Source organism: Micromonospora sp. CNZ296, from assembly GCF_007827635.1.
In genome coordinates, this window is record NZ_VISW01000004.1 from 410,518 (window position 1) to 432,066 (window position 21,549).

General features: G+C 72.9%; 23 protein-coding genes. 11 read left to right on the forward strand and 12 right to left on the reverse strand.

Annotation, left to right across the window (positions count from 1 at the left end; all coding sequences use genetic code 11):
• Positions 1-28 precede the first annotated feature (28 nt).
• Entirely contained in the window at positions 29-664 is a 636-nt protein-coding gene (locus tag FB455_RS09960; RefSeq protein WP_145753031.1) for a hypothetical protein, read from the reverse strand.
• Positions 665-776: 112 nt separating this feature from the next.
• On the reverse strand, positions 777-1,298 hold the full coding sequence (locus FB455_RS09965) for a M48 metallopeptidase family protein (protein ID WP_013288401.1): 522 nt from the start codon (positions 1,296-1,298) through the stop codon (positions 777-779).
• A 473-nt stretch (positions 1,299-1,771) separates the two neighbouring features.
• Between FB455_RS09965 and FB455_RS09970 the strand changes: the two genes are divergently transcribed.
• From FB455_RS09970 to FB455_RS09980, 3 genes are all read left to right on the forward strand, one after another.
• The gene (locus FB455_RS09970; protein WP_007464795.1) at positions 1,772-1,939 is read left to right on the forward strand and encodes a DUF5679 domain-containing protein; all 168 of its coding nucleotides are present in this window, start codon (positions 1,772-1,774) and stop codon (positions 1,937-1,939) included.
• 178 nt (positions 1,940-2,117) lie between these two features.
• Complete coding sequence (locus FB455_RS09975; RefSeq protein WP_145753033.1) at positions 2,118-3,230, forward strand: hypothetical protein; 1,113 nt, start codon at positions 2,118-2,120, stop codon at positions 3,228-3,230.
• A 10-nt stretch (positions 3,231-3,240) separates the two neighbouring features.
• Positions 3,241-4,587 carry an ABC1 kinase family protein gene (locus FB455_RS09980; RefSeq protein WP_013288403.1) on the forward strand — a complete coding sequence of 449 codons (1,347 nt, stop codon included), beginning with the start codon at positions 3,241-3,243 and terminating at the stop codon, positions 4,585-4,587.
• 334 nt (positions 4,588-4,921) lie between these two features.
• Here the strand turns inward: FB455_RS09980 and FB455_RS09985 are convergent, their stop codons facing one another.
• The 3 genes from FB455_RS09985 to FB455_RS09995 form a co-directional block, all read right to left on the reverse strand.
• Positions 4,922-5,287, reverse strand: coding sequence for a WhiB family transcriptional regulator (locus tag FB455_RS09985; RefSeq protein ID WP_013288404.1), 366 nt, complete (start codon positions 5,285-5,287; stop codon positions 4,922-4,924).
• Positions 5,288-5,419: 132 nt separating this feature from the next.
• Positions 5,420-5,674: a hypothetical protein gene (locus FB455_RS09990; RefSeq protein WP_013288405.1), complete on the reverse strand. Its 255-nt coding sequence runs from the start codon at positions 5,672-5,674 to the stop codon at positions 5,420-5,422.
• A gap of 129 nt (positions 5,675-5,803) precedes the next feature.
• Positions 5,804-7,927 carry an ATP-dependent DNA helicase UvrD2 gene (locus FB455_RS09995; protein WP_091330842.1) on the reverse strand — a complete coding sequence of 708 codons (2,124 nt, stop codon included), beginning with the start codon at positions 7,925-7,927 and terminating at the stop codon, positions 5,804-5,806.
• 91 nt (positions 7,928-8,018) lie between these two features.
• Here FB455_RS09995 and FB455_RS10000 point away from each other — a divergent pair, with 91 nt between their 5' ends.
• Positions 8,019-8,261 (forward strand): mycoredoxin, encoded by a 243-nt coding sequence (locus FB455_RS10000; RefSeq protein ID WP_013288407.1) that lies wholly within the window; start codon positions 8,019-8,021, stop codon positions 8,259-8,261.
• Between the two features lie 57 nt (positions 8,262-8,318).
• Here FB455_RS10000 and FB455_RS10005 read toward each other — a convergent pair whose 3' ends face one another.
• Entirely contained in the window at positions 8,319-9,572 is a 1,254-nt protein-coding gene (locus FB455_RS10005; RefSeq protein ID WP_030273871.1) for an MFS transporter, read from the reverse strand.
• Between the two features lie 203 nt (positions 9,573-9,775).
• On the opposite strand from FB455_RS10005, the gene FB455_RS10010 reads away from it, so the two are divergent.
• From FB455_RS10010 to FB455_RS10020, 3 genes are all read left to right on the forward strand, one after another.
• The gene (locus FB455_RS10010) at positions 9,776-10,756 is read left to right on the forward strand and encodes a helix-turn-helix domain-containing protein (RefSeq protein ID WP_013288409.1); all 981 of its coding nucleotides are present in this window, start codon (positions 9,776-9,778) and stop codon (positions 10,754-10,756) included.
• A 71-nt stretch (positions 10,757-10,827) separates the two neighbouring features.
• Positions 10,828-11,067, forward strand: coding sequence for a DUF397 domain-containing protein (locus FB455_RS10015; protein ID WP_013288410.1), 240 nt, complete (start codon positions 10,828-10,830; stop codon positions 11,065-11,067).
• Positions 11,068-11,263: 196 nt separating this feature from the next.
• Positions 11,264-11,533 (forward strand): hypothetical protein, encoded by a 270-nt coding sequence (locus FB455_RS10020; RefSeq protein WP_013288411.1) that lies wholly within the window; start codon positions 11,264-11,266, stop codon positions 11,531-11,533.
• Positions 11,534-12,360: 827 nt separating this feature from the next.
• Here FB455_RS10020 and nudC read toward each other — a convergent pair.
• The 3 genes from nudC to FB455_RS10035 are packed head-to-tail and all read right to left on the reverse strand — an operon-like array spanning position 12,361 to position 15,940.
• A complete protein-coding gene (gene nudC / locus FB455_RS10025) occupies positions 12,361-13,308 on the reverse strand; it encodes an NAD(+) diphosphatase (RefSeq protein WP_013288412.1) in 948 nt (315 codons plus the stop codon).
• Positions 13,305-14,633, reverse strand: a complete 1,329-nt coding sequence (locus FB455_RS10030) for a M16 family metallopeptidase (RefSeq protein WP_013288413.1) — start codon at positions 14,631-14,633, stop codon at positions 13,305-13,307. Before FB455_RS10030 ends, nudC begins: the two co-directional genes overlap by 4 nt.
• A complete protein-coding gene (locus tag FB455_RS10035; RefSeq protein ID WP_013288414.1) occupies positions 14,630-15,940 on the reverse strand; it encodes a M16 family metallopeptidase in 1,311 nt (436 codons plus the stop codon). The genes FB455_RS10030 and FB455_RS10035 overlap by 4 nt, the downstream gene beginning before the upstream one ends.
• Positions 15,941-16,088: 148 nt before the next feature.
• Here FB455_RS10035 and FB455_RS10040 point away from each other — a divergent pair, with 148 nt between their 5' ends.
• From FB455_RS10040 to FB455_RS10055, 4 genes are read left to right on the forward strand one after another with little or no spacing between them, the layout of a single operon-like run.
• Positions 16,089-17,150: an ABC transporter substrate-binding protein gene (locus FB455_RS10040; protein ID WP_030273864.1), complete on the forward strand. Its 1,062-nt coding sequence runs from the start codon at positions 16,089-16,091 to the stop codon at positions 17,148-17,150.
• A complete protein-coding gene (locus FB455_RS10045) occupies positions 17,147-17,926 on the forward strand; it encodes an ABC transporter ATP-binding protein (protein ID WP_013288416.1) in 780 nt (259 codons plus the stop codon). The genes FB455_RS10040 and FB455_RS10045 overlap by 4 nt, the downstream gene beginning before the upstream one ends.
• The gene (locus FB455_RS10050) at positions 17,916-18,800 is read left to right on the forward strand and encodes an ABC transporter permease (RefSeq protein WP_013288417.1); all 885 of its coding nucleotides are present in this window, start codon (positions 17,916-17,918) and stop codon (positions 18,798-18,800) included. Before FB455_RS10045 ends, FB455_RS10050 begins: the two co-directional genes overlap by 11 nt.
• A gap of 4 nt (positions 18,801-18,804) precedes the next feature.
• Positions 18,805-19,248, forward strand: a complete 444-nt coding sequence (locus FB455_RS10055) for an RrF2 family transcriptional regulator (protein ID WP_030273860.1) — start codon at positions 18,805-18,807, stop codon at positions 19,246-19,248.
• A gap of 174 nt (positions 19,249-19,422) precedes the next feature.
• Here the strand turns inward: FB455_RS10055 and FB455_RS10060 are convergent, their stop codons facing one another.
• The 3 genes from FB455_RS10060 to cspE form a co-directional block, all read right to left on the reverse strand.
• Positions 19,423-19,608 (reverse strand): hypothetical protein, encoded by a 186-nt coding sequence (locus FB455_RS10060; protein ID WP_013288419.1) that lies wholly within the window; start codon positions 19,606-19,608, stop codon positions 19,423-19,425.
• Positions 19,609-19,808: 200 nt separating this feature from the next.
• Positions 19,809-21,062, reverse strand: a complete 1,254-nt coding sequence (locus FB455_RS10065) for a DEAD/DEAH box helicase (protein ID WP_013288420.1) — start codon at positions 21,060-21,062, stop codon at positions 19,809-19,811.
• A 178-nt stretch (positions 21,063-21,240) separates the two neighbouring features.
• Positions 21,241-21,444 carry a transcription antiterminator/RNA stability regulator CspE gene (cspE, locus tag FB455_RS10070; protein ID WP_013288421.1) on the reverse strand — a complete coding sequence of 68 codons (204 nt, stop codon included), beginning with the start codon at positions 21,442-21,444 and terminating at the stop codon, positions 21,241-21,243.
• Positions 21,445-21,549: the final 105 nt, after the last annotated feature.

A 21,549-nucleotide genomic window follows, 5' to 3' on the forward strand; every position in this document is an offset into this window, starting at 1 on the left:
GCGCGGAGGCGGCGGGGTGGCGGAAGGTCTAGACGGGGCGGCCGGACAGCAGGGCGCGCGTCGCCTCCCAGCCCTCGACGGCCGGATCGAGTGCGGCCAGGTCAGCCGGGCCGCGCATCCGGTGCCAGCCGACGGTGACCGCCACGTCGCCCGGGCTCGGTGCCGCCCGTCGCACCTCGGCCGGCGCGGTGGTGTCCAGGTCCAGCGCCGGCAGCCACGCCGGTACGGGCAGTCGCGCCGCCACTCCCAGCAGCCCGGTTCCGCTCCCCTCGACCGGGGCCACCGCCACCGGCCGGGTGGTGAGCGGCCGGAGCAGCTTGCCGAGCGTCAGACCGGGCACGTCCGGCGCGTCCGCCGCCACCACCGCCACCTGGTCGTAGCCGGCCGCCCCGCCGTCGCGGGCCGCCCGGTCACCGGCCAGCGCCGTGAACACCGCGTTCGGCGTGGGCTCGGGCACCTCGTACACCTGGGTGCCGGGCCAGACCACGGCGTCGGCCAGCCATCGGTCCCGGCTGGTGACCGCCACCGCGGTCTCCACCTCGTTCAGCGTGGCGAGCAGGTCCACCACGTCCTCGGCGAGTGCGGTACGCCATCGCGCCGGATCGATTCCGGGCGGCGTCCAGGTCACCGGGCCGAGCAGCGCCACCACCACACGTCGCGACATTCGCCGACCTTAACCCCCGCCCCACCCGCGTCCGTTCACGATCATGAGGTTGGCGGTGACGAAGCGGACGAAACGCCAGGCCAACTTCATGATCGACCGCGATGGGCGGTGGTCAGGGGATGGCGGCGGTGGCGGCCACGCCCTCCAGGTAGCCGCGGGCGCGCTCCGACCTCGGGTAGCGGGCGACCAGCGCCCAGAAGTCGGCGTTGTGGCTGGGCACGATGAGGTGCGCCAGCTCGTGCAGCAGCACGTAGTCGATCACCCAGTCGGGCATGTCCTGGACCCGGTGCGAGATCCGGATGGTGCGGTCGGCGGGCGTACAGGAGCCCCAGCGGCCGTTCTGGTTGGTCACCCAGCGGACGCTGGCCGGCGCGGCAGCCGACCCGTGTTCGGGCAGGTAGAGGTCGATCAGTCGGGTGGCGCGGGCGAGCAGTTCGGCATCCGAGCGGGCCAGCCGGCCCTCGCGGGCGGCGAGCCGGGCGAGCATCCGGTCGACCCACTCGCTCTCCTCGGCCCGGGAGAACTGGTCGGGGATCAGCACGACGACGCGCTCACCGTCCCGGTACGCGGACACCGTGCGCCGCCGACGCTGGCTGCGCCGCACCTCGACGACGGGCTTCCGCGTCACGGCCATTACCGGTCCGCGCAGCCTCGGTTGACTGTCACGATGGAAAGCTAATGCGTACTGACCAGGACTCCGCAAGAGTCAACACGACGACACGCGCCCGGAAAGTGGCGGTTGATTGTCAGGAGTCCGGAAAAAATTCTTTGCGACGGTAGCTGACCATCACCTGACCGGCTCTGTTCACGTTAAGTGATCTACGACGGGTGACTGTCAGAGGGCCGCGCGAAGCGGATCTGGGTGCATTCATCCGGCGTGTCCGCGCGAAACTGACTTATCCGACGTTACTCGGCATGCACACTCTCGACGTCGACTTGCTCACAGAGTCGGCGTACAGCTGACATGGAACCGCCCAGACCTGGGTAGGGTCCGCCAACCACGGTCAGGTGACTGACCGCGGAGAACCCCCGGCGCCGGTGCCACGCGTGGGCCGCCGCAGGGAGACCCGCCGGGACACCTCCGGCGGACGAGACGAGGAGGCTACCGTGGCCGACCAGGCCCAGACCTACAACGGTTACTGCGTGAAGTGCAAGGAGAAGCGGGACTTCGAGGGGCACGTGGAGGTCTCGAAGACCGGCATGAACATGGCCAAGGGCAAGTGCCCGGTGTGCGGCACAACAGTGAACCGCATCCTGGGCAAGGCCAAGGTCTGACCCGTACGGCAGAAACGGAGGAGGACGGCCGACGGCCGTCCTCCTCCGTCGTGTAGCCGACACAGTTACCGGCTGGTTGTGGAAAACCGGCGAGATCCTGTGGACAACGCTGGCCACGGCTCGCCGCACCTGTGGACAACGAGCGACGGAGCGCGTGGAGACGGTCACGATCAGTGGCGTGACCGATCCGACACCGCTCGTCCGTCCCGTCCTGCTGCCCGGCCTGACCCGGCTCTGGCGCGACCGGCACACGCTCCAGCTGGGCGAGCCGCCCGGCCGCGCGGTGCTGCTGGAGATGTCCTCGCCGGGAACGGCCCGCCTGCTCGACCTGCTCGACGGCACCCGCAGCGAACGCGCCGTGCTGGCCGGGGCGGGCGCCGCGCGAGTCCCGCCCGACGAGGCACGCGCCCTGCTCGACACGCTCCGGGACGCCGGGCTGGTGGTGCCGGCACAGGCACTGCTCCCCCGCGAGCTGGCCGGAGCGGCCCGGGCCCGGCTGGCCACCGAGGCTGCCGCACTGGCGCTCGCGTCGCCCGACCTGCCCGGCACACCGGCCCGGCTGCTGCGCCGCCGCCGTGCCGCCCGGGTGCTGGTCACCGGTACGGGACGCCTCGGCGCGGCGGTCGCCGTCGCGCTGGCCCAGGCCGGGGTCGGGCACGTCGTACCCGATCTGGCCGGCCCGGTCGGCGCGGGTGACCTGGTCGGGACCGGCCTGACCGCCGCGGAGCTGGGCCGTCCGCTGGCCCCGGCGGTACGCGCGGCGCTGGAACGATGCGCGCCCGGAACTGTCACCGGCCCGTCCCGGGCGGCCCGGCCGGACCTGGTGGTGCAGCTCGGCGTCGACCGTCCGGCCGAGCTGCTGGCCACCGGGTACGCCCGCCGGCGTCAGCCCCATCTGCTGCTCGACCTGCGCGGCGGCGTACCGGTGGTCGGTCCGCTGGTCCGCCCGCCCGCCGGCCCCTGCCTGCGCTGCCTCGACCTGCACCGCGGCGACCGGGATCCGGACTGGCCCGCGCTCGCCGCCCAGCTCGCCGCCGACCGGGGCGCGCGCGCCTGCGCCGCCGCCACCGGGCTCGCCGCGGCGGCCTTCGCCACGGCCGAGGTGCTGGCCCAGCTCGACGGCGCCCAGCCGGAGACGCTCGGCGGCGCGGTGGAGGTCCGGGGTCCGGGTCGCGTCCGCTACCGACGGTGGCCCCCACACCCCTCCTGCGGTTGCTGCCGGCGTCGCCCGATCCGGTCGGCCCCGGCCACTACCCGCCGCACGGCAGCAGCGGAGGCCCCGCGTCGGTAACAATGGCCGGGTGACCGACATCCCGCGCCGGGCCGTGTCCCGCACCGCCAAACTCGCCGCCCTGCCGCTCGGGTTCGCCGGTCGAACCGTCCTCGGCATGGGCAAGCGGGTGACCGGCCTCGCGTCCGACGTCATCTCCGCCGAGATCCAGCAGCGCACCGCCGAGCAGTTGTTCAGCGTGCTCGGGCAGCTCAAGGGCGGGGCGATGAAGTTCGGCCAGGCCCTGTCGGTGTTCGAGGCGGCGCTGCCCGAGGAGGTCGCCGCGCCCTACCGGCAGGCGCTGACCAAGCTCCAGGAGGCTGCGCCGCCGCTGCCTGCGGCGACAGTGCACAAGGTGCTCGCCGAGCAGCTCGGCCCGGACTGGCGCGACCGGTTCGTCGAGTTCGACGACACCCCGGCCGCCGCGGCGAGCATCGGCCAGGTGCACCGCGCGGTCTGGCGCGACCCGGGGTACGGGCCGAACGGCGGCCCCCAGCACCGGGACGTGGCCGTGAAGATCCAGTACCCGGGGGCGGGTGACGCCCTGCTCGCCGACCTCAAGCAGCTCTCCCGGCTCGGCGGCATGTTCCGGGCCATCCAGCCGGGGCTGGACGTGAAGCCGCTCCTGGCCGAGCTGCGCGAGCGCATCACCGAGGAGCTGGACTACGAGCTGGAGGCGGAGTCGCAGCGGGCGTTCGCCGCCGCGTACGCCGACGACCCGGACATCTTCATCCCGGAGGTGCTCGACGCCGCGCCGCGGGTGCTGATCACCGAGTGGGTGGAAGGCATTCCGCTGTCCCAGATCATCCGGGAGGGCACCGAGGAGCAGCGGAACGAGGCCGGCCGACTGATGGCCGAGCTGCACCTGTCCGCGCCGGAGCGGGCCGGGCTGCTGCACGCCGACCCGCACCCGGGCAACTTCCGGCTGCTCCCGGACGGCCGGCTCGGCGTGATCGACTTCGGAGCGGTGGCCCGGATGCCGCAGGGCACGCCCGAGCCGATCGGCCGGATCGCAGCACTGGCGCTGCGCGGGGACGCCGACGCGGTGGTGGAAGGGCTGCGCGCCGAGGGCTTCGTCAGCCGCACCGAGTCGATCGACGCCCCGGCGGTGCTCGACTTCCTGCGTCCGATGCTGGAGCCGATCGCCGCGGAGGAGTTCCGCTTCACCCGGGCCTGGCTGCGCGGCGAGGCGACCCGGCTGGCCAGCCCTCGCTCCCCCGCCTACCAGCTCAGCCGGCAGCTCAACCTGCCCCCGTCGTACCTGATGATCCACCGGGTCACGCTGGGTTCGATCGGGGTGCTCTGCCAGTTGGAGGCGAAGGCGTCCTACCGGTCGATCCTGGAACGCTGGCTACCAGGCTTCGCGCCGGTGGTCTGAGCGCAAGCCGGCGAGCGCGCGGGCCGGCGAGCGGGCACGGCGAAGGGGCGGTGACCTGTCGGTCACCGCCCCTTCCTCACGCGATCGTTCTACAGAACGCCCAGGTCGCGGGCCGACTGGCTGCGACCCCGCATGGCGACGGTACGGGCGGAACGGGTTGCCTCAGTGCTCGTGGTGGTGCGACCGGCCTGAGGCCGGCGCATTCGGGCCCTGGACAACGCTTCGTGGAGTAGTTGCATCTCGAATCCGTTCGGCAGGTTCAGCATCAGGGTTTCTCTCTCAGGTCGGCCGGTGGAGGGACACCGGCATCGGTCGGTTTCGGAACGTAGGTTTGTCAGGCTGCCAGCCGGACGGAGCTACGCGACTCGGACAGCCCGCTGGCCGCCAGTCGCGCCTCCGCCTCGACCCGGAGCTGCGCGTCACGGGCGAGGTCCTCCTTGCGCGGACGGCCACGGGGCCGCTTGCGCGGGACGACCGCGCCACGCTCGAAGATCTCGCCGCCCCAGACGCCCCAGGGCTCGGCTCGCTCCACCGCCCCGGCCAGGCACTCGACGCGCAGCGGGCAGTCCCCGCAGAGCGACTTGGCCAGCTCGAGCTCGGCGGGCGAGTCGGAGAACCACAGGTCGGGGTCGAACTTCCGGCAGGGCAGGTTCGCCTCCACGTCGACGCTCACGTCGAGGGGGGCCAACGCCAGACTCATCCTCCGGTCACCTCTCTCTCACTTCGATCTCGTGGATCGCATTCCGACGTACTTCGGCGGGACAAAAAACTGAGGCCGCGGATCCCGGTATGCGGGTTCCGCGGCCTCGAGGTGAGCCGGTGGTCTGATGGATCAGACCGGTCTACCTCGAGGTGGAACACCGCGGACATCCGTGCGCTTCTTGGCGCCATCGATGCCCTTGCCCGCGAAGCCACTGGTCCCCTCGACTCCGGCGATCGGCGCAACGGTCAGGTTCAGCTCGGCCTGAACCGGGACCTGGTGCACCTGCGGAGCCGACGGTCGAGCGGCGAGGGCCACCCGGACAGCCGACAGCGGAGCGACGGCAGACGGCATCGCCGCAAGACGCTCATAGGTGAAGATCTTCATTGGTGCCACCTCCCTACTCTCCTCGTGCCGACCGTGGACTCATCCCCTTTGAGCAGCCAGAACGGCGCCGCTCGCGAGGTGTGTCATGAGGCTATTCCTAGCCCTCGGGGGAGGGCAAACGATTTACGGCTAGTTTTCAGAAGTTTTCTGTGGGCAGACCTCGTCCACCGTGGCGCCCGCCACCAGGGCGAGCACCGTATCCCCGTAAAGCCCGACTTTTCGGGGCCCGATCCCGGCGATCGCCACCAGTTCCTCGGTGCGGCCGGGCTTCCGCTCGGCCAGCGCGGTGAGCGTGGCGTCGGTGAAGACCACGTACGCCGGCACCTTCTGCGCGCCCGCCACCCGCTGCCGCCACTCGCGCAGCCGCTCGTACAACTCCTCGTCGATGTCCGACGGGCAGGTCGGGCAGCGGCCCAGTTTGCGGTCCGCGCCGGCGAGCAGCGTGGCACCGCAGATCCGGCACGAGACCACCTGCGGCCGCCGCCGCTCGGCCCGCCGCGCCGGCCCGCCGCCGCCGGCCCGCTCCCCGCCGCCGGACCGGTCGAGCTGCGGCAGGAACCGCGAGGGCCGCCGGGCCCGCCCACCCGGCGAGCGCGCGGTGGCGTACGACAGCCAGAGCCACTCCCGGGCCCGGGTGATCCCGACGTAGAGCAGCCGCCGTTCCTCCTCGACCTGCTCCATGGTCTTCGCGTACGTGGTGGGCAGCGTTCCCTCGGCCAGCCCGACCAGGAACACCGCGTCCCACTCCAGCCCTTTCGCCGAGTGCAGCGACGCGAGCGTCACCCCCTCGACTGTGGGCACGTGCTGCTGGGCGGCCCGCCGGGCGAGTTCCTCGGTGAACCCGGTCAGGCCCGGTTCCTCCTCGGCCTGCGCCGCGTACTCCTCGGCGAGCTGGACCAGCGCGGCGAGCGCCTCCCACCGCTCCCGTGCGGCGCCGCCGGGCGGGGGCGCGTCGGGCGCCCAGCCGACGGCGGTGAGCGCCTCGACCACGGCGGCCGGCAGCGGGGTTCCCGCGTCGGCCGACCGGGTGGCGGCGCGCAACGCGATCATCGCCTGGCGCACCTCGGGCCGCTCGAAGAACCGCTCCGCACCCTGGAGCACGTACGGCACCCCGGCCTCGGAGAGCGCCTTCTCGTACGCCTCGGACTGCGCGTTGGTGCGGAACAGCACCGCGATCTCCCGCGCCGGGGTGCCGCCCGCCACGAGCGCCCGGCAGCGGGCGGCGACCGCGTTCGCCTCGGCCGGCTCGTCGGTGAAGATCCGCAGTTCCGGTTCCGGGCCGGGCCGGCGCTGGCCGTGCAGTTCCAGCCGCAGCCGCGCCTCGGTGCCCCGGGCCTGCGAGATCACCGCGTTGGCGAGCCCGACCACCTGCGGTGTGGAACGGTAGTCGCGGACCAGCCGGACCACTGTCGCGCCCCGGTGCAGGCGGGGGAAGTCGACCAGGTACGACGAGGTGGCGCCGGTGAACGAGTAGATCGTCTGGCTGGCGTCGCCGACCACTGTGAGGTCGTCCCGGCCGCCCAGCCACGCCTCCAGCAGCCGCTGCTGGAGCGGGTTGACGTCCTGGTACTCGTCGACCACGAAGTGCCGGTACTGGTTGCGCACCTGTTCGGCCACGTCCGGGTGCTCCTCGATGCCCCAGACCGCGGCGCGCAGCATGTCCTCGAAGTCGATCACCCCGTTGCCGCGCTTGAGCCGCTCGTACGCGTCGAACACGTCGGCCACCCGGGCCGGCTCGTACGGCGTCTCGCGCAGCGCCTTGGCCGCTGCGACGACGTACTCCCCGGGCTCGACCAGCGACGACTTGGCCCACTCGATCTCGGCGGACAGGTCCCGCGCGGCGGCCCGGTCGGCGCGCAGGCCGACCTTGGCGGCGGCGAGCGTGACCACCCGCACCTTGCTGTCCAGCAGCTCCGGCATGGCCCGGCCGGCCAGCAGCCGGGGCGCGAAGTAGCGGACCTGCCGCAGCGCCGCGGCGTGGAACGTGCGCGCCTGCACACCCTGCACCCCGAGCACTGTGAGACGGCTGCGCATCTCGGCGGCGGCGCGGGCGGTGAACGTGACCGCCAGCACATGCCGGCCGGCGATGTCCCCGGTCAGCGCCCGGTACGCGATCCGCGAGGTCACCGCCCGGGTCTTGCCGGTGCCGGCGCCGGCCAGGATGCAGACCGGACCGGCCGGAGCGGTCACCGCGGAGCGCTGCTCCGGATCCAGCCCGGCCAGCACCCGTTCCGCCGCTGAGTGAACGCCCACAGCAGGGAATCATCCCAGCATCGTGTGACGTTGCAGCGGTTAGCCTGGCCTGATCGGACCGGGCGCGAGCCACCCCTTGGAGGACCAGACCATGCTGACGATGTATTCCACCCCGTGGTGCGGCTACTGCCACCGGCTGAAGTCGCAGCTCGACCGGGAGGGCATCGCGTACGAGGTGGTCGACATCGAGCAGGACCCGACGGCCGCGGACTTCGTGATGGGCGTCAACGGCGGTAACCAGACCGTCCCGACGCTGCGCTTCGCCGACGGCAGCGCCCTGACCAACCCTTCGATCACCCAGGTCAAGCAGCACCTGGCCGCGCTGCCCGGCTGATCCGCCCGCGACGCACGAGCGGCCGCACCCGATCCGGGTGCGGCCGCTCGCCGTCGTTCAGGAACCACCGCGGCTGAGCACCCCGTCGTCGGCCGGCTTCCGGGGCGCCGGGATCCGCACCGGTCCGGCGACCGGCATGGTCAGCCCGCGCCCCCGCCACAGGTAGAGGCCGGCCGCCGTGGTGACCGCACCGACGAGTGCGAACAGCAGCCGGTAGTCGAACACGCCGACGAGCAGCGCGCCGGTGCCGATGGAGAGCGCCTGCGGGCCGCTGACCAGCGCCTCGGACGCGGCGGTGACCCGGCCCAGCAGCCGCGGCGGCGTCCGCCGCTGGATCAGCGTGTTCAACCCCACCATGGTCAGCGGCAGCGAGAGGCCGGCCAGCAGCAGCGCCACCACCCCGAGCCACAACCGGGGGTACGCGAGCGCCAGCGCGGCCGGCCCGAAGAACGTCACGCCCGCGGCGAGCGCGCCGACCTCGCCGAACCGGCGGACCACGGCGGCCGAGAACAGGCCGCCGACCAGCCCGCCGACGCCCTGCACCATGACCAGCACGCCGACGAACGCGGCGTCGCGGTGCAGGCCCAGATCGACGTACGCGAAGATCAGCGACTCGGTGAAGCCCATCACCAGCGAGCCGAGCCCGTACCCGAGCAGCGCCCGGCGCAGCGCCGGCTCGCCGGTCAGGTGCCGCAGCCCCGCGCCCAGTTCGGACGGCCCGCGCCGACCCGGCCGCGACGGCGTGCTCTCCTCCACGCGCAGCCGCCCGACCACCGCCGCCGCGACGAGGAAGCCGGTCATGGCCAGCAGGACCAGCAGCCAGCCGCCGACTGCGGCGTAGACACCGGCCCCGGCCAGCGGCCCGATCAGCCGCAGACCCTGCCGGACGGTCTGGAGCAGCCCGTTCGCGTCGGCGAGCAGATCGGGCGGAACCAGATGCCGGATCAGTCCGTTGAGCACGGCGGTGAGCGTGATGTACGACAGTCCGTAGAGCGCGGCGACCACGTAGATCACCCAGACGTCGGACCGGTCCCGGACCGTGAGCAGCGGACCGAGCAGCACTGCCGCGACCAGGTTGGCGGCGATGAAGAACTGACGCCTCCGGTAGCGGTCGACCACCCAGCCGACCAGCGGGGCGAGCGTCATCGGCGCGATGACCGCGAAGATGGTCGCCCCGGCCATGCTGTCCGAACCGGTCAGATCCTTGACCCAGACGGCCAGGGCGAGCAGCAGGACCGACTCCGCCGCCATGCTCGCGACGAGCGCGGCGAACAGGAGACGGAAGTCGGGGCGGCGCAGGACGGTGCGCATCGGTTCCCTCCGGCAGGGGTGCGCCACCAGGGCGCGTCGGGGGCGGGCGCTGGTGAAGACACCCTCCACGGTCCTCTTTTTGTCTCGTGACACGCCCTTGCCGGAACCTCCGACGCCGGTCGCGCCGTCCATACTGACCGTGGGGGGCGAATTTCATACAGTTACCGTCGCGTCAAGCGACGGTCGACGGGAAAGAGGACGCCGTGCCTCCTGCCGTACCAGGCCCGATTCTGCGCCGTCGTCGACTCGGCATCGAGCTGCGTCGGCTCCGCGAACAGGCCGGTCTGACCGGTGACCAGGTCATCGAGCGGATCGGCTGGGCCTCCGCATCCAAGTTGTCCCGTCTGGAGAACGGCCGCAGCCGTCCCGACCCGGACGACGTGGACGTGTTGCTGACGCTCTACGGCGCCGACGAGGAGCAGCGCGCGGAACTGACCGGGATCACCCACGAGGCCGGCGACATGCGCGGCTGGCTGCGCAACTTCCCGGTGATGACCCAGCAGCAGCGCGCCTTCGCCGAACTGGAGGCGGGTTGCGCGGAGATCTCCGAGTACAACCCGGTGCTGGTGCCGGGGCTGCTGCAGACGCCCGGGTACGCCCGGCACCGGATCATGTCCGCCGCGCAGGTCGCCGCCGAGGCCGGCGACCCGGAGACCGAGGATCCCGAGACCGAGGTACGCGCGCGGCAGGCCCGCCAGTCGCTGCTGACCCGCTCCCCCGACGTGCCCCGCTACACGGCGGTGCTGGAGGAGGCGGCGCTCGGCCGCCGTGCCGGGCCACCGGAGGTGCTGCACGAGCAGCTCGTCCACCTGTGCGAGATGGCGCTGCTGCCGAACGTGACGCTGCGCCTGCTGCTGCGGGACACCCGGGTCGGTGACTGGTACCTTCCGCCGACCGCGTTCTCGGTCTACCGGTTCGCCGATCCCCTCGATCCGGAGACACTCGCCATCGAAGGTGGGTTCACCGACGTCATGTCGACCGAGGTAAACACCCTAAATCGCTATAAAGTGGTGTTCGAGTGGCTATGCTCGTCGGCGCTCTCCGCATCGGACACCCTCTCCTGGTTGATCGAGGCGACGGGACGGCTGACCGGCACGGCAGTCGAGTCCACGGTGGCGTACGGGCCGGCAACGGCGCCGGCCCAGCGACGCCGGGACTCGGGGCGCCTCACCACGGAACGGTGATCCGGCACGGACACCGCCCGCGCTCCGGCGTCGCTCGGACCCATCGGAGCACCTCACCAGGAGCAAGCACCATGAACGAGATCCACACCAGCACGACCGCCCGCTCGGGACGGCTCGCCGGCGCCGCCTGGCGCAAGAGCACCCGCAGCCAGACCTCCAACTGCGTGGAGGTCGCGCCGCTCGGCTCCGGGCCGGCCACAGTGGCGCTGCGGGACAGCAAGGACCCGAGCGGACCGGTCCTGCTGTTCGACCGGGCCGGATGGCTCGGCTTCCTCGCCGGAACGAAGAGCGGTCAGTTCGATCTGGACTGATCCGGCGAACCCCGGAGGGCCGTCGGCGTGCGCCGGCGGCCCTTCGCGCGTCCACCCCCGACAACGGTGCTGACCTGGGATCCCCCGATCGGTCGAGCTGGCGCGTTCCCCTTGCCGGGCTGTCACATCGGCGTAACATGACGCGGGAGTGACGTGGAAGTTCCAGCGTGTAACCGCCGATTGTCCGGGGGACACCATGCGGTTCCTGATCGTCCGCACCGAGATCCGTACCGCCGCCGACGCCGACATCGCCGCCGCCTGGGCCGGCGGGGGCCGCCTGCGGGACGAGACGAGCACGCCGGAGCCCCGCCGCCAGGTCGTCCACGCCGAGGACCGGGACGCCGCACTCCTGCTCGCCCGCGCACTGTCCGCCGTCGGTGCGGTACGCACGGGCCGGCACCGGGTCAAGGTGCTGCCGATCGAGGAATCCGCTCCCGGGCACCCGTACCGCTGGGACGGTGGATGACCGGACGCTGACGTCCGTCGTGGCCGGACCGGCCTCCCCCGCCGTTTTCCCGCCTCACCCGGCCTCGACGGCACGTGTTCCCGGCCCGCGACCGTCGCGGCAACGACGGTCCGGGTCGGGGCCGCGCCCCACCCCCGTTCCAGCCGGCCCAGGTCCGCCCGGCCCAGGTCCGCCCGGCCTCGCCAGTTCGGGGAGGTGGCTGTATCCCACCGGCCTGGACCACACCACTTCCCCGGGCTGGTGCCACCCACCAGCCGAAACCCGCCAACCCGACCGCGAGTCCCGCCGCACGCACCCCCCCCGGTGGCACGACCACCGAAACCCGGCCGACCCACCAGCTCGGCGAAGTGGCGGCAACCGACCGCCCTCGACCACGCCATTTCCCCGAACTGGCGCCGCCCGCCAGCCGAACCCGCCAACCCGACCCAACGAACTCGCCAGTTCGGCGAAGTGACGGCATCCCACCCACCCCACCCCGCAAGTCCGGGGAGGTGGCTGTATCCCACCGGCCTGGACCACACCACTTCCCCGGACTGGTGCCACCCACCAGCCCGAAACCCGCCAACCCGACCCCGAGTCCCGCCGCACGCACCCCCGGTGGCGGTCAGTTCGGCGACCCGCAGCGACAGGTCGAACCCGGGCGGCGCGGAAGCGCAACCGCCGAAACCCGGCCGACCCGCCAGCTCGGCGAAGTGACGGCATCCCACCCACCCCCACCCCGCCAGCTCGGCGAAGTGGCGGTAATCGACCGGCCTGGACCACACCACATCCCCGAACCGGCGCCGCCGCACCAACCGAACACGCCAACCGACGAGGGCCGGGCCGGGTCAGCAGTGGCCGTCGAGCCAGCGGTGCACCAGGAACAACGCGATCGACGACGGCGGCGGCAGGACCAGCCGGTCTCCCCCGCCCACCGGCACCGGCTCGCCCGCCAGCGCCGCGCCGATCTCCCGGCGGGAGAACCAGCGCGCGTGCGCGATCTCGGCCAGGTCGACCCGGATCGGCGCGTCCGCGTCGGCACGTGCCAGGAAGCCGAGCATCAGCGAGCCGGGGAACGGCCAGGACTGGCTGCCCACGTACGCGATCTCCTCGACCGGGACGCCCACCTCCTCGCGGACCTCGCGCAGCACGGCGGCCTCGGCCGACTCGCCGGGCTCGACGTATCCGGCCAGGCAGGAGTAGCGGCGCTGTCCCGGGGTGCGCGGCCAAGCCGCGTTGTTGCCGAGCAGGCAACGGCCGTCCGGGCCGTCCACACCGTCGTGTACCAGCACGATCATGGCCGGATCGGTACGCGGCCAGACCCGGCCGCCGTCCGGGTCGATCCGCGACCAGCCGGCCTCGTCGGCGCTCGTCGCCTTGCCGGTCGTCGACGAGTAGCCGTGCCGCAGGTGCCAGTTGAGCAGCGCCAGCGCGGTGGTGAACAGGCCCGCGTCCCGGTCGGTCATCAGGTGGCCGACCTCGCGCAGGTGAGCCGGGCGGGTGTCCGGCAGCGCCGGCAGCGGCCCGTCCACCGCGAACACGGGTACGCCGTCCGGCTCGACGCCGAGGAACATCGGCACCGACCGGGGTACCTCGGGCAGCTCACCGGGGCCGACCAGGACCAGCTCCGGCGGGGTAGACGCGCCCCGGACCAGCGCCCGCCCCTCGGCGGTGGAATCCAGCACCAGCACCCGGGCCCGTTCCCACGCCTCGGTCAGCCAGGCTGGATCGGTACGCCGGTGCGCGGCCCGGTCGAGCGTCGACCGGGCCAGCGGCGGGTCGGATTCGCCGCTCATGCCGATTCCGTACGCACCGGTGTCAGCGCGGCGAGCGAGTCGGCCACCCGTTCGGCGTCGCCGAGCACGACTGTGACCGCGCGGGCCGGGGCCAGGTAGCGGGCGGCCACCTCGGCCACGTCGTCCACTGTCGCGGCGGCCAGCCGGGCGGCGTGCTCGGCGAGGAAGTCCAGCCGCAGCCCGTTGCCGGCGTACGCGCTGGTCAGCGACGCGAGACCGGCCTGGGTGGACATGCCGAGCTGGAGCGTGCCGAGCGCGTACTGGCGGGCCTGCTCCAGCTCGTCGGCCTTCGGCGGCACCGTCGCCAGGCGGCCCAGCTCGTAGTTCGTCTCCACCAGGGCCGCCGCTGTCACCTCGGTGGCCACCTCGGCGCCGGCGACGAGCAGCGAGCCGGCCACCGAGTGCTCCACGAGCGAGTGCGGCCCGTACGTGTAGCCCTTGTCCTCGCGGATGTTCTCCACCCAGCGGGAGGAGAAGTAGCCGCCGAAGATCAGGTTGGCGAGCTGCAACGCGGCGTGGTCCGGGTGGGTGCGGGGCACGGCCGGCAGCGCGAGTCGTACCGAGGACTGCACCGATCCGGGCCGGTCGACGAGCAGCAGCGGCCCGGGTTCCAGCGGCGGCGCGGGAGGCAGTTCGGCGACGTGGCCGTCACCGCGCCACCCGGACAACGCCTGCTCGGCCGCGTCCAGCGCCCGGTCCGGCGCCACGTCGCCGACGAGCACCAGCACCGCGCCGGCCGGATGCACCCGCTCGGCGTGCAGCCGCCGCAACGCGGCCGGGCGGACCGCCCGCACCTGGTCCGGGTCGGGCGTCTGCACCGCGTACGGGTGCCGGCCGTACACCCGCTTGAGCAGCGCGGTCCGGGCCAGGTGCGACGGCTGGCTCTGGGCGACCTGGATGCGGTCGACCAGCCGGTCCCGCTCGGTCTCGACCCAGTCCGCGGGGTAGGTCGCACCGGTGAGCACCTCGGCGAGCAGCTCCAGCATCCGGTCCAGGCCGGTGACCAGGCCCGCGCCGGAGAGCATCAGCCGGTCCGGGTCGAGACCGGCGGTCAGCCCGCCGCCGACCTTCTGCAACTCGGCCGCCAGCTCGGTGGCGCTGTGCGCCTCGGTGCCGGAGAGCATGGTCTGCGCCAGCATCGCGCCGCGGGCCAGGTGGGTGCGTCCGAACGGCATCCACAGTCGCAGCTCGACGAGCGGTACGGAGGAGCGGCGTACCGCGATCACGGTGAGGCCGTTGCGGAGCGTGCGCTCGGCCTGCTTGGGCACCTTGAGGCGGCGGTTCGGGCGCAGCGCCGGCAGCGGCCGGACGGTGGTGGTGGTCATCGGGCACCTCCGGGAACGACCTCGACTGCCGCGCGGCGCTCGGGCCGCAGGGTGGCGGCGGCGGCGCGGACCTGTTCCTCGGTCACCTCGCCGACCAGCCGGGGCAGGTCGTTGAGCAGGCCGGGTTCGCCGCGCTGCTGTTCCAGCACCGCCATCCGCAACGCGCGGCCGAGCACCGCGTCCGTGTCGCGCAGCAGGTGGGTGGCCATCCGGGCCTGGGTACGCGCCAGCTCCCCGTCGGTCAGCCCGTCGGCCGCCAGCCGGTCCAGTTCCTCGTCGACGGTGCGCAGCACCTTGTCCACGTCGCCGCCGGGCGGCAGGTGGGCCTGGAGCAGCAGCGCGGTGGGGTCGCGCACGTCGAACGGGTCGCCCATGAAGCCGAGGTACCCGCCGAGGCCGGTGACCGACCGGTCGCGCTGCACCAGCCGCTCGACCAGCCGGGAGGCGTCGCCGTCGGTGAGCACCTCGGCCAGCACCACGTAGGGCAGGTAGCCGGCGAAGTCGCTGATCGGGTCGGGCACCCGCCACGCGCCGGCCACGGCCGGGAGCGGGGCCAGCGCGTCGGTGTACGTGCTGCGCCGCTCGGCGGTCAGGTCGGGTTCGGCGAAGTCGGGCCGCTGCGGGGCGGGCCGGGCCGGCACGTCCCCGAAGTGCCGCTCGATGAGCGTGGTCGCCTCGGCCACGTCGATGTCGCCGCTGACCGCGAGCACCGCGTTGCCGCTGGCGTAGTAGCGGCGGAAGAAGTCGGCGGCGTCGGACACGGTGGCCGACTCCAGGTCGACGAAGGAGCCGTAGCCGTCGTGCGCGTTGGGGAAGGTGTCGAACATCACCGGGGGCAGCGTCAGCCAGGGGAACCCGCCGTACGGCCGGTTCAGCACGTTGACCCGGATCTCCTCCTTCACCACGTCCACCTGGTTGCGCAGGTTCTCCTCGGTCAGCCGGGGGCCGCGCATCCGGTCGGCCTCCAGGAACAGCGCCCGTTCCAGTGCGTTGGCGGGCAGCGTCTCGAAGTAGTCGGTGTAGTCCAGGTGGGTGGAGCCGTTGAACGTCCCGCCCGCGCCCTGGACGTGCCGGAAGTGGGCCAGCTTCTCCAGGTTCTCCGAGCCCTGGAACATCAGGTGCTCGAAGAGGTGGGCGAACCCGGTGCGTCCCTCGGGCTCGGAGCGGATGCCGACGTCGTAGACCACAGCGACCCCGATGACCGGGGCGCTGCGGTCCGGCGTGAGCACCACGCGCAGGCCGTTGTCGAGGGTGAACCGTTCGACCGGGTACTTCGTCGCTGGGATCTTCGCTCTCCGCGTCGGCACGAGATCGACACTAGCGCCTCGGTACCGGCTCTACCGCCGGTGTGCCCTGGCCGAACGGTGGACTGTCGCGGGACGGGACTTGACGCCGGCGGCCGCTTGCCCCACTCTTCCTACCAACTAAATAGGAATACTGCGGATTGGACATTCGATGAGACGGCTTCCCCTGCGCCGCCTGGCCACCCTGGCGGCCCTGGCCGCCCTCGGCGCGGCCACGCTCGGCACCACCGCCGCCTGCGGCGAGGACAGCGACGCCGCCGCCGGTTCCGGCCCGGTGACGCTGCGCCTCGGCTACTTTCCCAACATCACGCACGCCCCGGCTGTGGTCGGCGTCGAGAAGGGGATCTTCAAGGAGAAGCTCGGCAGCGACGTCGAGCTGGACACCAAGACGTTCAACGCCGGCCCGGCCGCCATCGAGGCCGTCTTCTCCGGCGCGCTCGACGCCACGTACATCGGCCCGAACCCGACAGTGAACGCCTTCTCCAAGTCCAAGGGCGAGGCGGTCCGGGTCATCTCCGGCGCCGCGTCCGGCGGCGTCGCGCTCGTGGTCAAGCCCGGCATCACCTCGGTGGAGCAGCTGCGCGGCAAGAAGATCGCCACCCCGCAGCTCGGCAACACCCAGGACGTGGCGCTGCGCTTCTGGCTCAAGGAGAAGGGCCTGGAGACCACCAAGGAGGGCGGCGGCGACGTCAAGATCGTGCCGCAGGAGAACGCGCAGACGGTCGAGACGTTCGGCAGCGGCGCCATCGACGGCGCCTGGGTGCCCGAGCCGTTCGTCTCCCGGCTGGTGAACGCCGGCGGCAAGGTGCTCGTCGACGAGCGTGACCTCTGGCCGGACAAGAAGTTCGTCATCACCAACCTGCTGGTCAGCACCAAGTTCCTCAAGGCGCACCCGGACGTGGTGAAGAAGCTGGTCGAGGGCCAGGTCGCGGCGAACGAGTTCGTCAACACCAAGCCGGACGAGGCGCAGCAGGCCATCTCCGACCACATCGGCAAGATCACCGGCAAGCCGCTCGACCTCAAGCTGATCAAGCAGGCCTGGCCGACGCTGGAGTTCACCAACGACCCGATCCCGTCGTCGCTGAAGACCGGCCTGGACCACGCGGTCGCGGTCGGGCTCACCCAGCCGGTCGACCTGAACGGCCTCTACGACCTGAAGTACCTCAACGAGGTGCTCAAGACGCAGGGCAAGGCCGAGGTCAGCCAGCCGTGACGTCGACGAGCACGACCCCGCGCAGCGCGACCGGCTCGGTCGCGCTGCGCGGCGTGACCAAGGTGTACGGCCAGGGCGAGCAGGCGGTCCTGGCGCTGGACGGGCTGTCGCTGGACATCGCGCCGGGCGAGTTCGTCTGCATGGTCGGCGCGTCCGGCTGCGGCAAGAGCACGCTGCTCAACCTGGTCGCCGGACTGGACCGGGCCAGCGGCGGCGCGATCGAGCTGGGCGAGGGCGTCAACCCGGGACTGATGTTCCAGGAGCCGGCGCTGTTCCCGTGGCTGACCGTCGAGGGCAACATCGAGGTGCCGCTGAAGCTGCGCGGACTCCCCCGCGACCAGCGCAAGGAGCGGGTGGCCGAGCTGCTGCGCACGGTCCACCTGTCCGAGTTCGGCCGCAAGCGGCCGCACCAGCTCTCCGGCGGCATGCGGCAGCGGGTCGCGCTGGCCCGCACGCTCGCGCTGGAGACGCCGGTGCTGCTGATGGACGAGCCGTTCGGCGCGCTGGACGCGATGACCCGCGACATCCTGCACGACGAGCTGGAGCGGATCTGGACCGAGCGCAAGCTCACCGTCCTGTTCGTCACGCACAACGTGCGCGAGGCGGCCCGGCTCGCCGACCGCATCGTGCTGCTCTCCAGCCGGCCCGGCCGGATCATCTACTCCACCGAGGTCGCCGTGCCGCGCCCCCGGCGGATCGACTCGCCGGAGGTCTCGGCCATCGCCGCCGAGGTCACCGACCGGCTGCGCAAGGAGGTGGGCCGGCATGGCCAGTGACACCCTCACCGGGTCGGCGCGTACGGACGCGGAGATCTCCGGACTCGACGCGCTGGAGATCGCCGGCCGGGAGAAGGGCCCGTCCCGGGTACGCCGCCTGTGGTCGGCCACCTGGCCCAAGTTCGCCGCGCTCGCGCTGGCCGTCGCCGTCTGGCAGGCGGTGGTCTGGTCCGGATGGAAGGAGCCGTGGGCGCTGCCCGGCCCGGCGGTGGTCTTCGGCGACCTCGGGGACTACCTGCTCAGCTCGGCGCTCTGGGAGGGCCTCGCCACCACCGCCCGGCGCGCGGCGGTCGGGTTCGCCGCCGCGGTCGCGGTCGGCCTGCTGCTCGGCCTGGGCGTGGCCCGGGTCAAGGTGCTCCGGGCCGCGCTCGGCTCGATGATCACCGCGTTGCAGACCATGCCGTCGATCGCCTGGTTTCCGCTGGCCATCCTGCTGTTCCAGCTCAGCGAGCAGGCGATCTTCTTCGTGGTGGTGCTCGGCGCCGCGCCGTCGGTCGCCAACGGCGTCATCCACGGCGTGGACTACGTGCCGCCGCTGCTGGTCCGGGCCGGCCGCAACCTCGGCGCCCGTGGGCTCAACCTCTACCGGTACGTGATCGCGCCGGCCGCGCTCCCCGCCATCGTGGCCGGGCTCAAGCAGGGCTGGGCGTTCGCCTGGCGCAGCCTGATGGCCGGTGAGCTGCTGGTGGTCATCGCCACCCGCACCTCGATCGGCGCTCAGCTCACGTACGCACGCGAGCTGAGCGAGGCACCCCGCCTGATGGCCATCATGATCGTCATCCTGGTCGTGGGCCTGCTCGTGGACACCGCGTTCGGGGCCGCCGACAAGGCGATCCGCCGCCGCTGGGGCGTGCTGGACCAGGCCGGCAACTGACGTCGTGTACATCTCCGCGCGCGCCGACTACGCGCTCCGGGCCATGCTCGCCGTCGCCGACGCCGCCGTCACCACAGGCGACCCGGCGGCCGGCGGCGGCGAGCTGGTCAAGGCGGCGAGCCTGGCCGAGAGCCAGGACATCCCGCTCAGCTTCCTTCAGGGGATCCTGCTCGACCTGCGGCGGGCCGGACTGCTGCACAGCCACCGCGGCACCGAGGGCGGGTACGCGCTGACCCGCCCTCCGGACGAGATCAGCGTGGGCGACGTGCTGCGCGCGGTAGGCGGCGCGATCACGAGCGTCCGGGGCATTCCCGCCGACCGGGCCGGCTACCACGGTGTGGCCACCGGCCTGCGGGACGTGTGGCTGGCGGTGGACGGCGCGATCGCCTTGGTCGTGGACCGGACCACACTCGCCGATCTGCTGAGCGACCGGGCCACGGCGCCCTGACGCGCGTCCGTCACGGGGCCGACGGCGGGACCGCATGATCGCTGTGCGGAAGCCCAGGGCGACGCGCCCGGCCGGTCGTCGGCCGCAGAGGCATGACTCCCGGCCGATATGACTCTGGGGCATATTTATGCCTGAGGGTCATATCGGTATCTCGGCATCGTCCGCCCTGGGCGGCTACTGAGTGTGCGGGGCGCGCATCCCGGGCGTGAAGCTGCGGGCGGCGCCGCGATCCGGCGAGCCGCCGTCGGACGGCTGCCACGGCCCGAACGCGGCCACCGCGGCGAGCGCCAGGCCGGCCCCCGCCACCGCGAGCACCAGCACCACTTCCCGCGCTCCGCCCGATCCGGCTTCCCCCGCCATGAACCGCTCCCTCCGCGTCCGGCCGACCCCCCGACCGGTCCCCCGCGCAGCAGCATCACCGTCGGGTTCCGGTCGCACAGTCGGGCAGCCGACCGAACATCGACTGATTCCCGACTCAGGAGCGAACTCTCCGCCCGCTCGGAAGCGGCCCGCTCGGAAGCGGCCCGCTCGGAAGCGAGCCGGTCAGGCGCAGGCCGCGGTCAGCGGCGGCGCGGGCGCCGGCGAGGACGGGTTCCCGGGGCGGGATGCGCGGCGGCGGGCGCGGTGATGGTCACCGGCACGCCGGACGGCTCCCGGGCGCCGGTGAGCCGGCTCAGCTCGCTGTCGCCGGCGCGTACCCGCGTGGTCTTGGGGTTGATGCCCGCGGTGGTCATCAGCCGGGCGACGTCGCGGCGCTGGTCCGGCAGCACGAGCGTGACCACAGTGCCCGACTCCCCGGCCCGGGCGGTCCGGCCGCCCCGGTGCAGGTAGTCCTTGGCCTCGGTGGGCGGGTCGGCGTTGACGACCAGGTCCAGCCCGTCGACGTGGATGCCCCGGGCCGCCACGTCGGTGGCCACCAGCGCGGTGACCTGGCCGGTGCGGAACTGCTCCAGGATGCGGGTGCGCTGCGGCTGCGACTTGCCACCGTGCAGCGCCGCCGCGCGTACGCCCTTGGCGAGCAGCTGGCGGGCCACCCGGTCGGCGCGGTGCTTGGTGGCGATGAAGACGATGGTGCGGCCCTCGCGGGCGGCGATGTGCGCCAGCGCGGCCGGCTTGTCCTCCGCGTCCAGGTGCAGCACGTGGTGCGTCATCGCGGTGACGGTGGCGGTGCCCGGGTCGACGGAGTGCGTCACCGGGTCGGTGAGGAACCGGCGGACCAGCCGGTCCACGCCGCGGTCGAGCGTGGCCGAGAACAGCATCCGCTGCCCGCCCGGCGCGACCTGCTCCAGCAGCTTCGTCACCTGCGGCAGGAAGCCCATGTCGGCCATCTGGTCCGCCTCGTCCAGCACGGTGATGGTCACCTGGTCCAGCCGGGCGTCCCCGCGGTCGATCAGGTCGTGCAGCCGGCCCGGCGTGGCCACCAGCACCTCGGCACCGGCGCGCAGCGCGGCCGCCTGCCGGGTCAGCGAGAGCCCGCCGACCACTGTGGCGCAGCGCAGGCCGAGCGTGGCGGCGTACGGGGCGAGCGCTTCGGTGACCTGCGCGGCCAGTTCACGGGTGGGTACGAGCACCAGCGCGAGCGGGCGGCCCGGTCGGGCCCGGCGGCCGGCCGTACGGTGCAGCAGCGGCAGCCCGAACGCGAGCGTCTTGCCGGAGCCGGTACGGCCCCGGCCGAGCACGTCGCGGCCGGCCAGCGAGTCCGGGATCGTCGCCGCCTGGATCGGGAACGGCGCGGAGATGCCCTGCGCGGCCAGCTCGGAGACGAGCGCCGGGGCCAGGCCGGTGGCGGCGAACGTGGGCAGGGTGGTGGTCATGCGGAAAGCCTTCCTCGACGCGGCACGTGTCGAGGAAGGGCGCCGGACAGCGGCGCGTCACCGGCATCGCCGGTGGTCACAAGCACGAACCGAAAGGGACGGGCCGGCCCGGCAGAGGCGGGCCGGCCCGTGCACCACGCCCGAGAGGGCGCGATGGTGGTGCCGGTTGATCCGAAGATCAGAGCGGGCGGATGTTCTCCGCCTGCGGGCCCTTCTGGCCCTGGGTCACCTCGAACTCGACCCGCTGGTTCTCGTCCAGGCTCCGGTAGCCGGAGGTCTGGATCGCCGAGAAGTGGGCGAAGACGTCGGCGCCGCCGTCGTCCGGGGTGATGAAGCCGAAGCCCTTGTCAGCGTTGAACCACTTGACGGTGCCAATTGCCATGTGTTTCGTCTCCTTGACGGAACGGTCGGCCCGCACGTGTTGCGGGCCGGAGAGGAGCACCCCGCGCGTGGAATACGCGGCGTGCCTGTCGCTGCTGGTCGCCCC

Coding starts and splice junctions, on each gene's coding strand:
- FB455_RS09960 (WP_145753031.1), bottom strand. CDS start 664: ATGTCGCGACGTGTGGTGGTGGCGCTGCTCGGCCCGGTGACCTGGACG.
- FB455_RS09965 (WP_013288401.1), bottom strand. CDS start 1,298: ATGGCCGTGACGCGGAAGCCCGTCGTCGAGGTGCGGCGCAGCCAGCGT.
- FB455_RS09985 (WP_013288404.1), bottom strand. CDS start 5,287: ATGAGTCTGGCGTTGGCCCCCCTCGACGTGAGCGTCGACGTGGAGGCG.
- FB455_RS09990 (WP_013288405.1), bottom strand. CDS start 5,674: ATGAAGATCTTCACCTATGAGCGTCTTGCGGCGATGCCGTCTGCCGTC.
- FB455_RS10000 (WP_013288407.1), top strand. CDS start 8,019: ATGCTGACGATGTATTCCACCCCGTGGTGCGGCTACTGCCACCGGCTG.
- FB455_RS10005 (WP_030273871.1), bottom strand. CDS start 9,572: ATGCGCACCGTCCTGCGCCGCCCCGACTTCCGTCTCCTGTTCGCCGCG.
- FB455_RS10015 (WP_013288410.1), top strand. CDS start 10,828: ATGAACGAGATCCACACCAGCACGACCGCCCGCTCGGGACGGCTCGCC.
- FB455_RS10020 (WP_013288411.1), top strand. CDS start 11,264: ATGCGGTTCCTGATCGTCCGCACCGAGATCCGTACCGCCGCCGACGCC.
- nudC (WP_013288412.1), bottom strand. CDS start 13,308: ATGAGCGGCGAATCCGACCCGCCGCTGGCCCGGTCGACGCTCGACCGG.
- FB455_RS10030 (WP_013288413.1), bottom strand. CDS start 14,633: ATGACCACCACCACCGTCCGGCCGCTGCCGGCGCTGCGCCCGAACCGC.
- FB455_RS10040 (WP_030273864.1), top strand. CDS start 16,089: ATGAGACGGCTTCCCCTGCGCCGCCTGGCCACCCTGGCGGCCCTGGCC.
- FB455_RS10050 (WP_013288417.1), top strand. CDS start 17,916: ATGGCCAGTGACACCCTCACCGGGTCGGCGCGTACGGACGCGGAGATC.
- FB455_RS10060 (WP_013288419.1), bottom strand. CDS start 19,608: ATGGCGGGGGAAGCCGGATCGGGCGGAGCGCGGGAAGTGGTGCTGGTG.
- FB455_RS10065 (WP_013288420.1), bottom strand. CDS start 21,062: ATGACCACCACCCTGCCCACGTTCGCCGCCACCGGCCTGGCCCCGGCG.
- cspE (WP_013288421.1), bottom strand. CDS start 21,444: ATGGCAATTGGCACCGTCAAGTGGTTCAACGCTGACAAGGGCTTCGGC.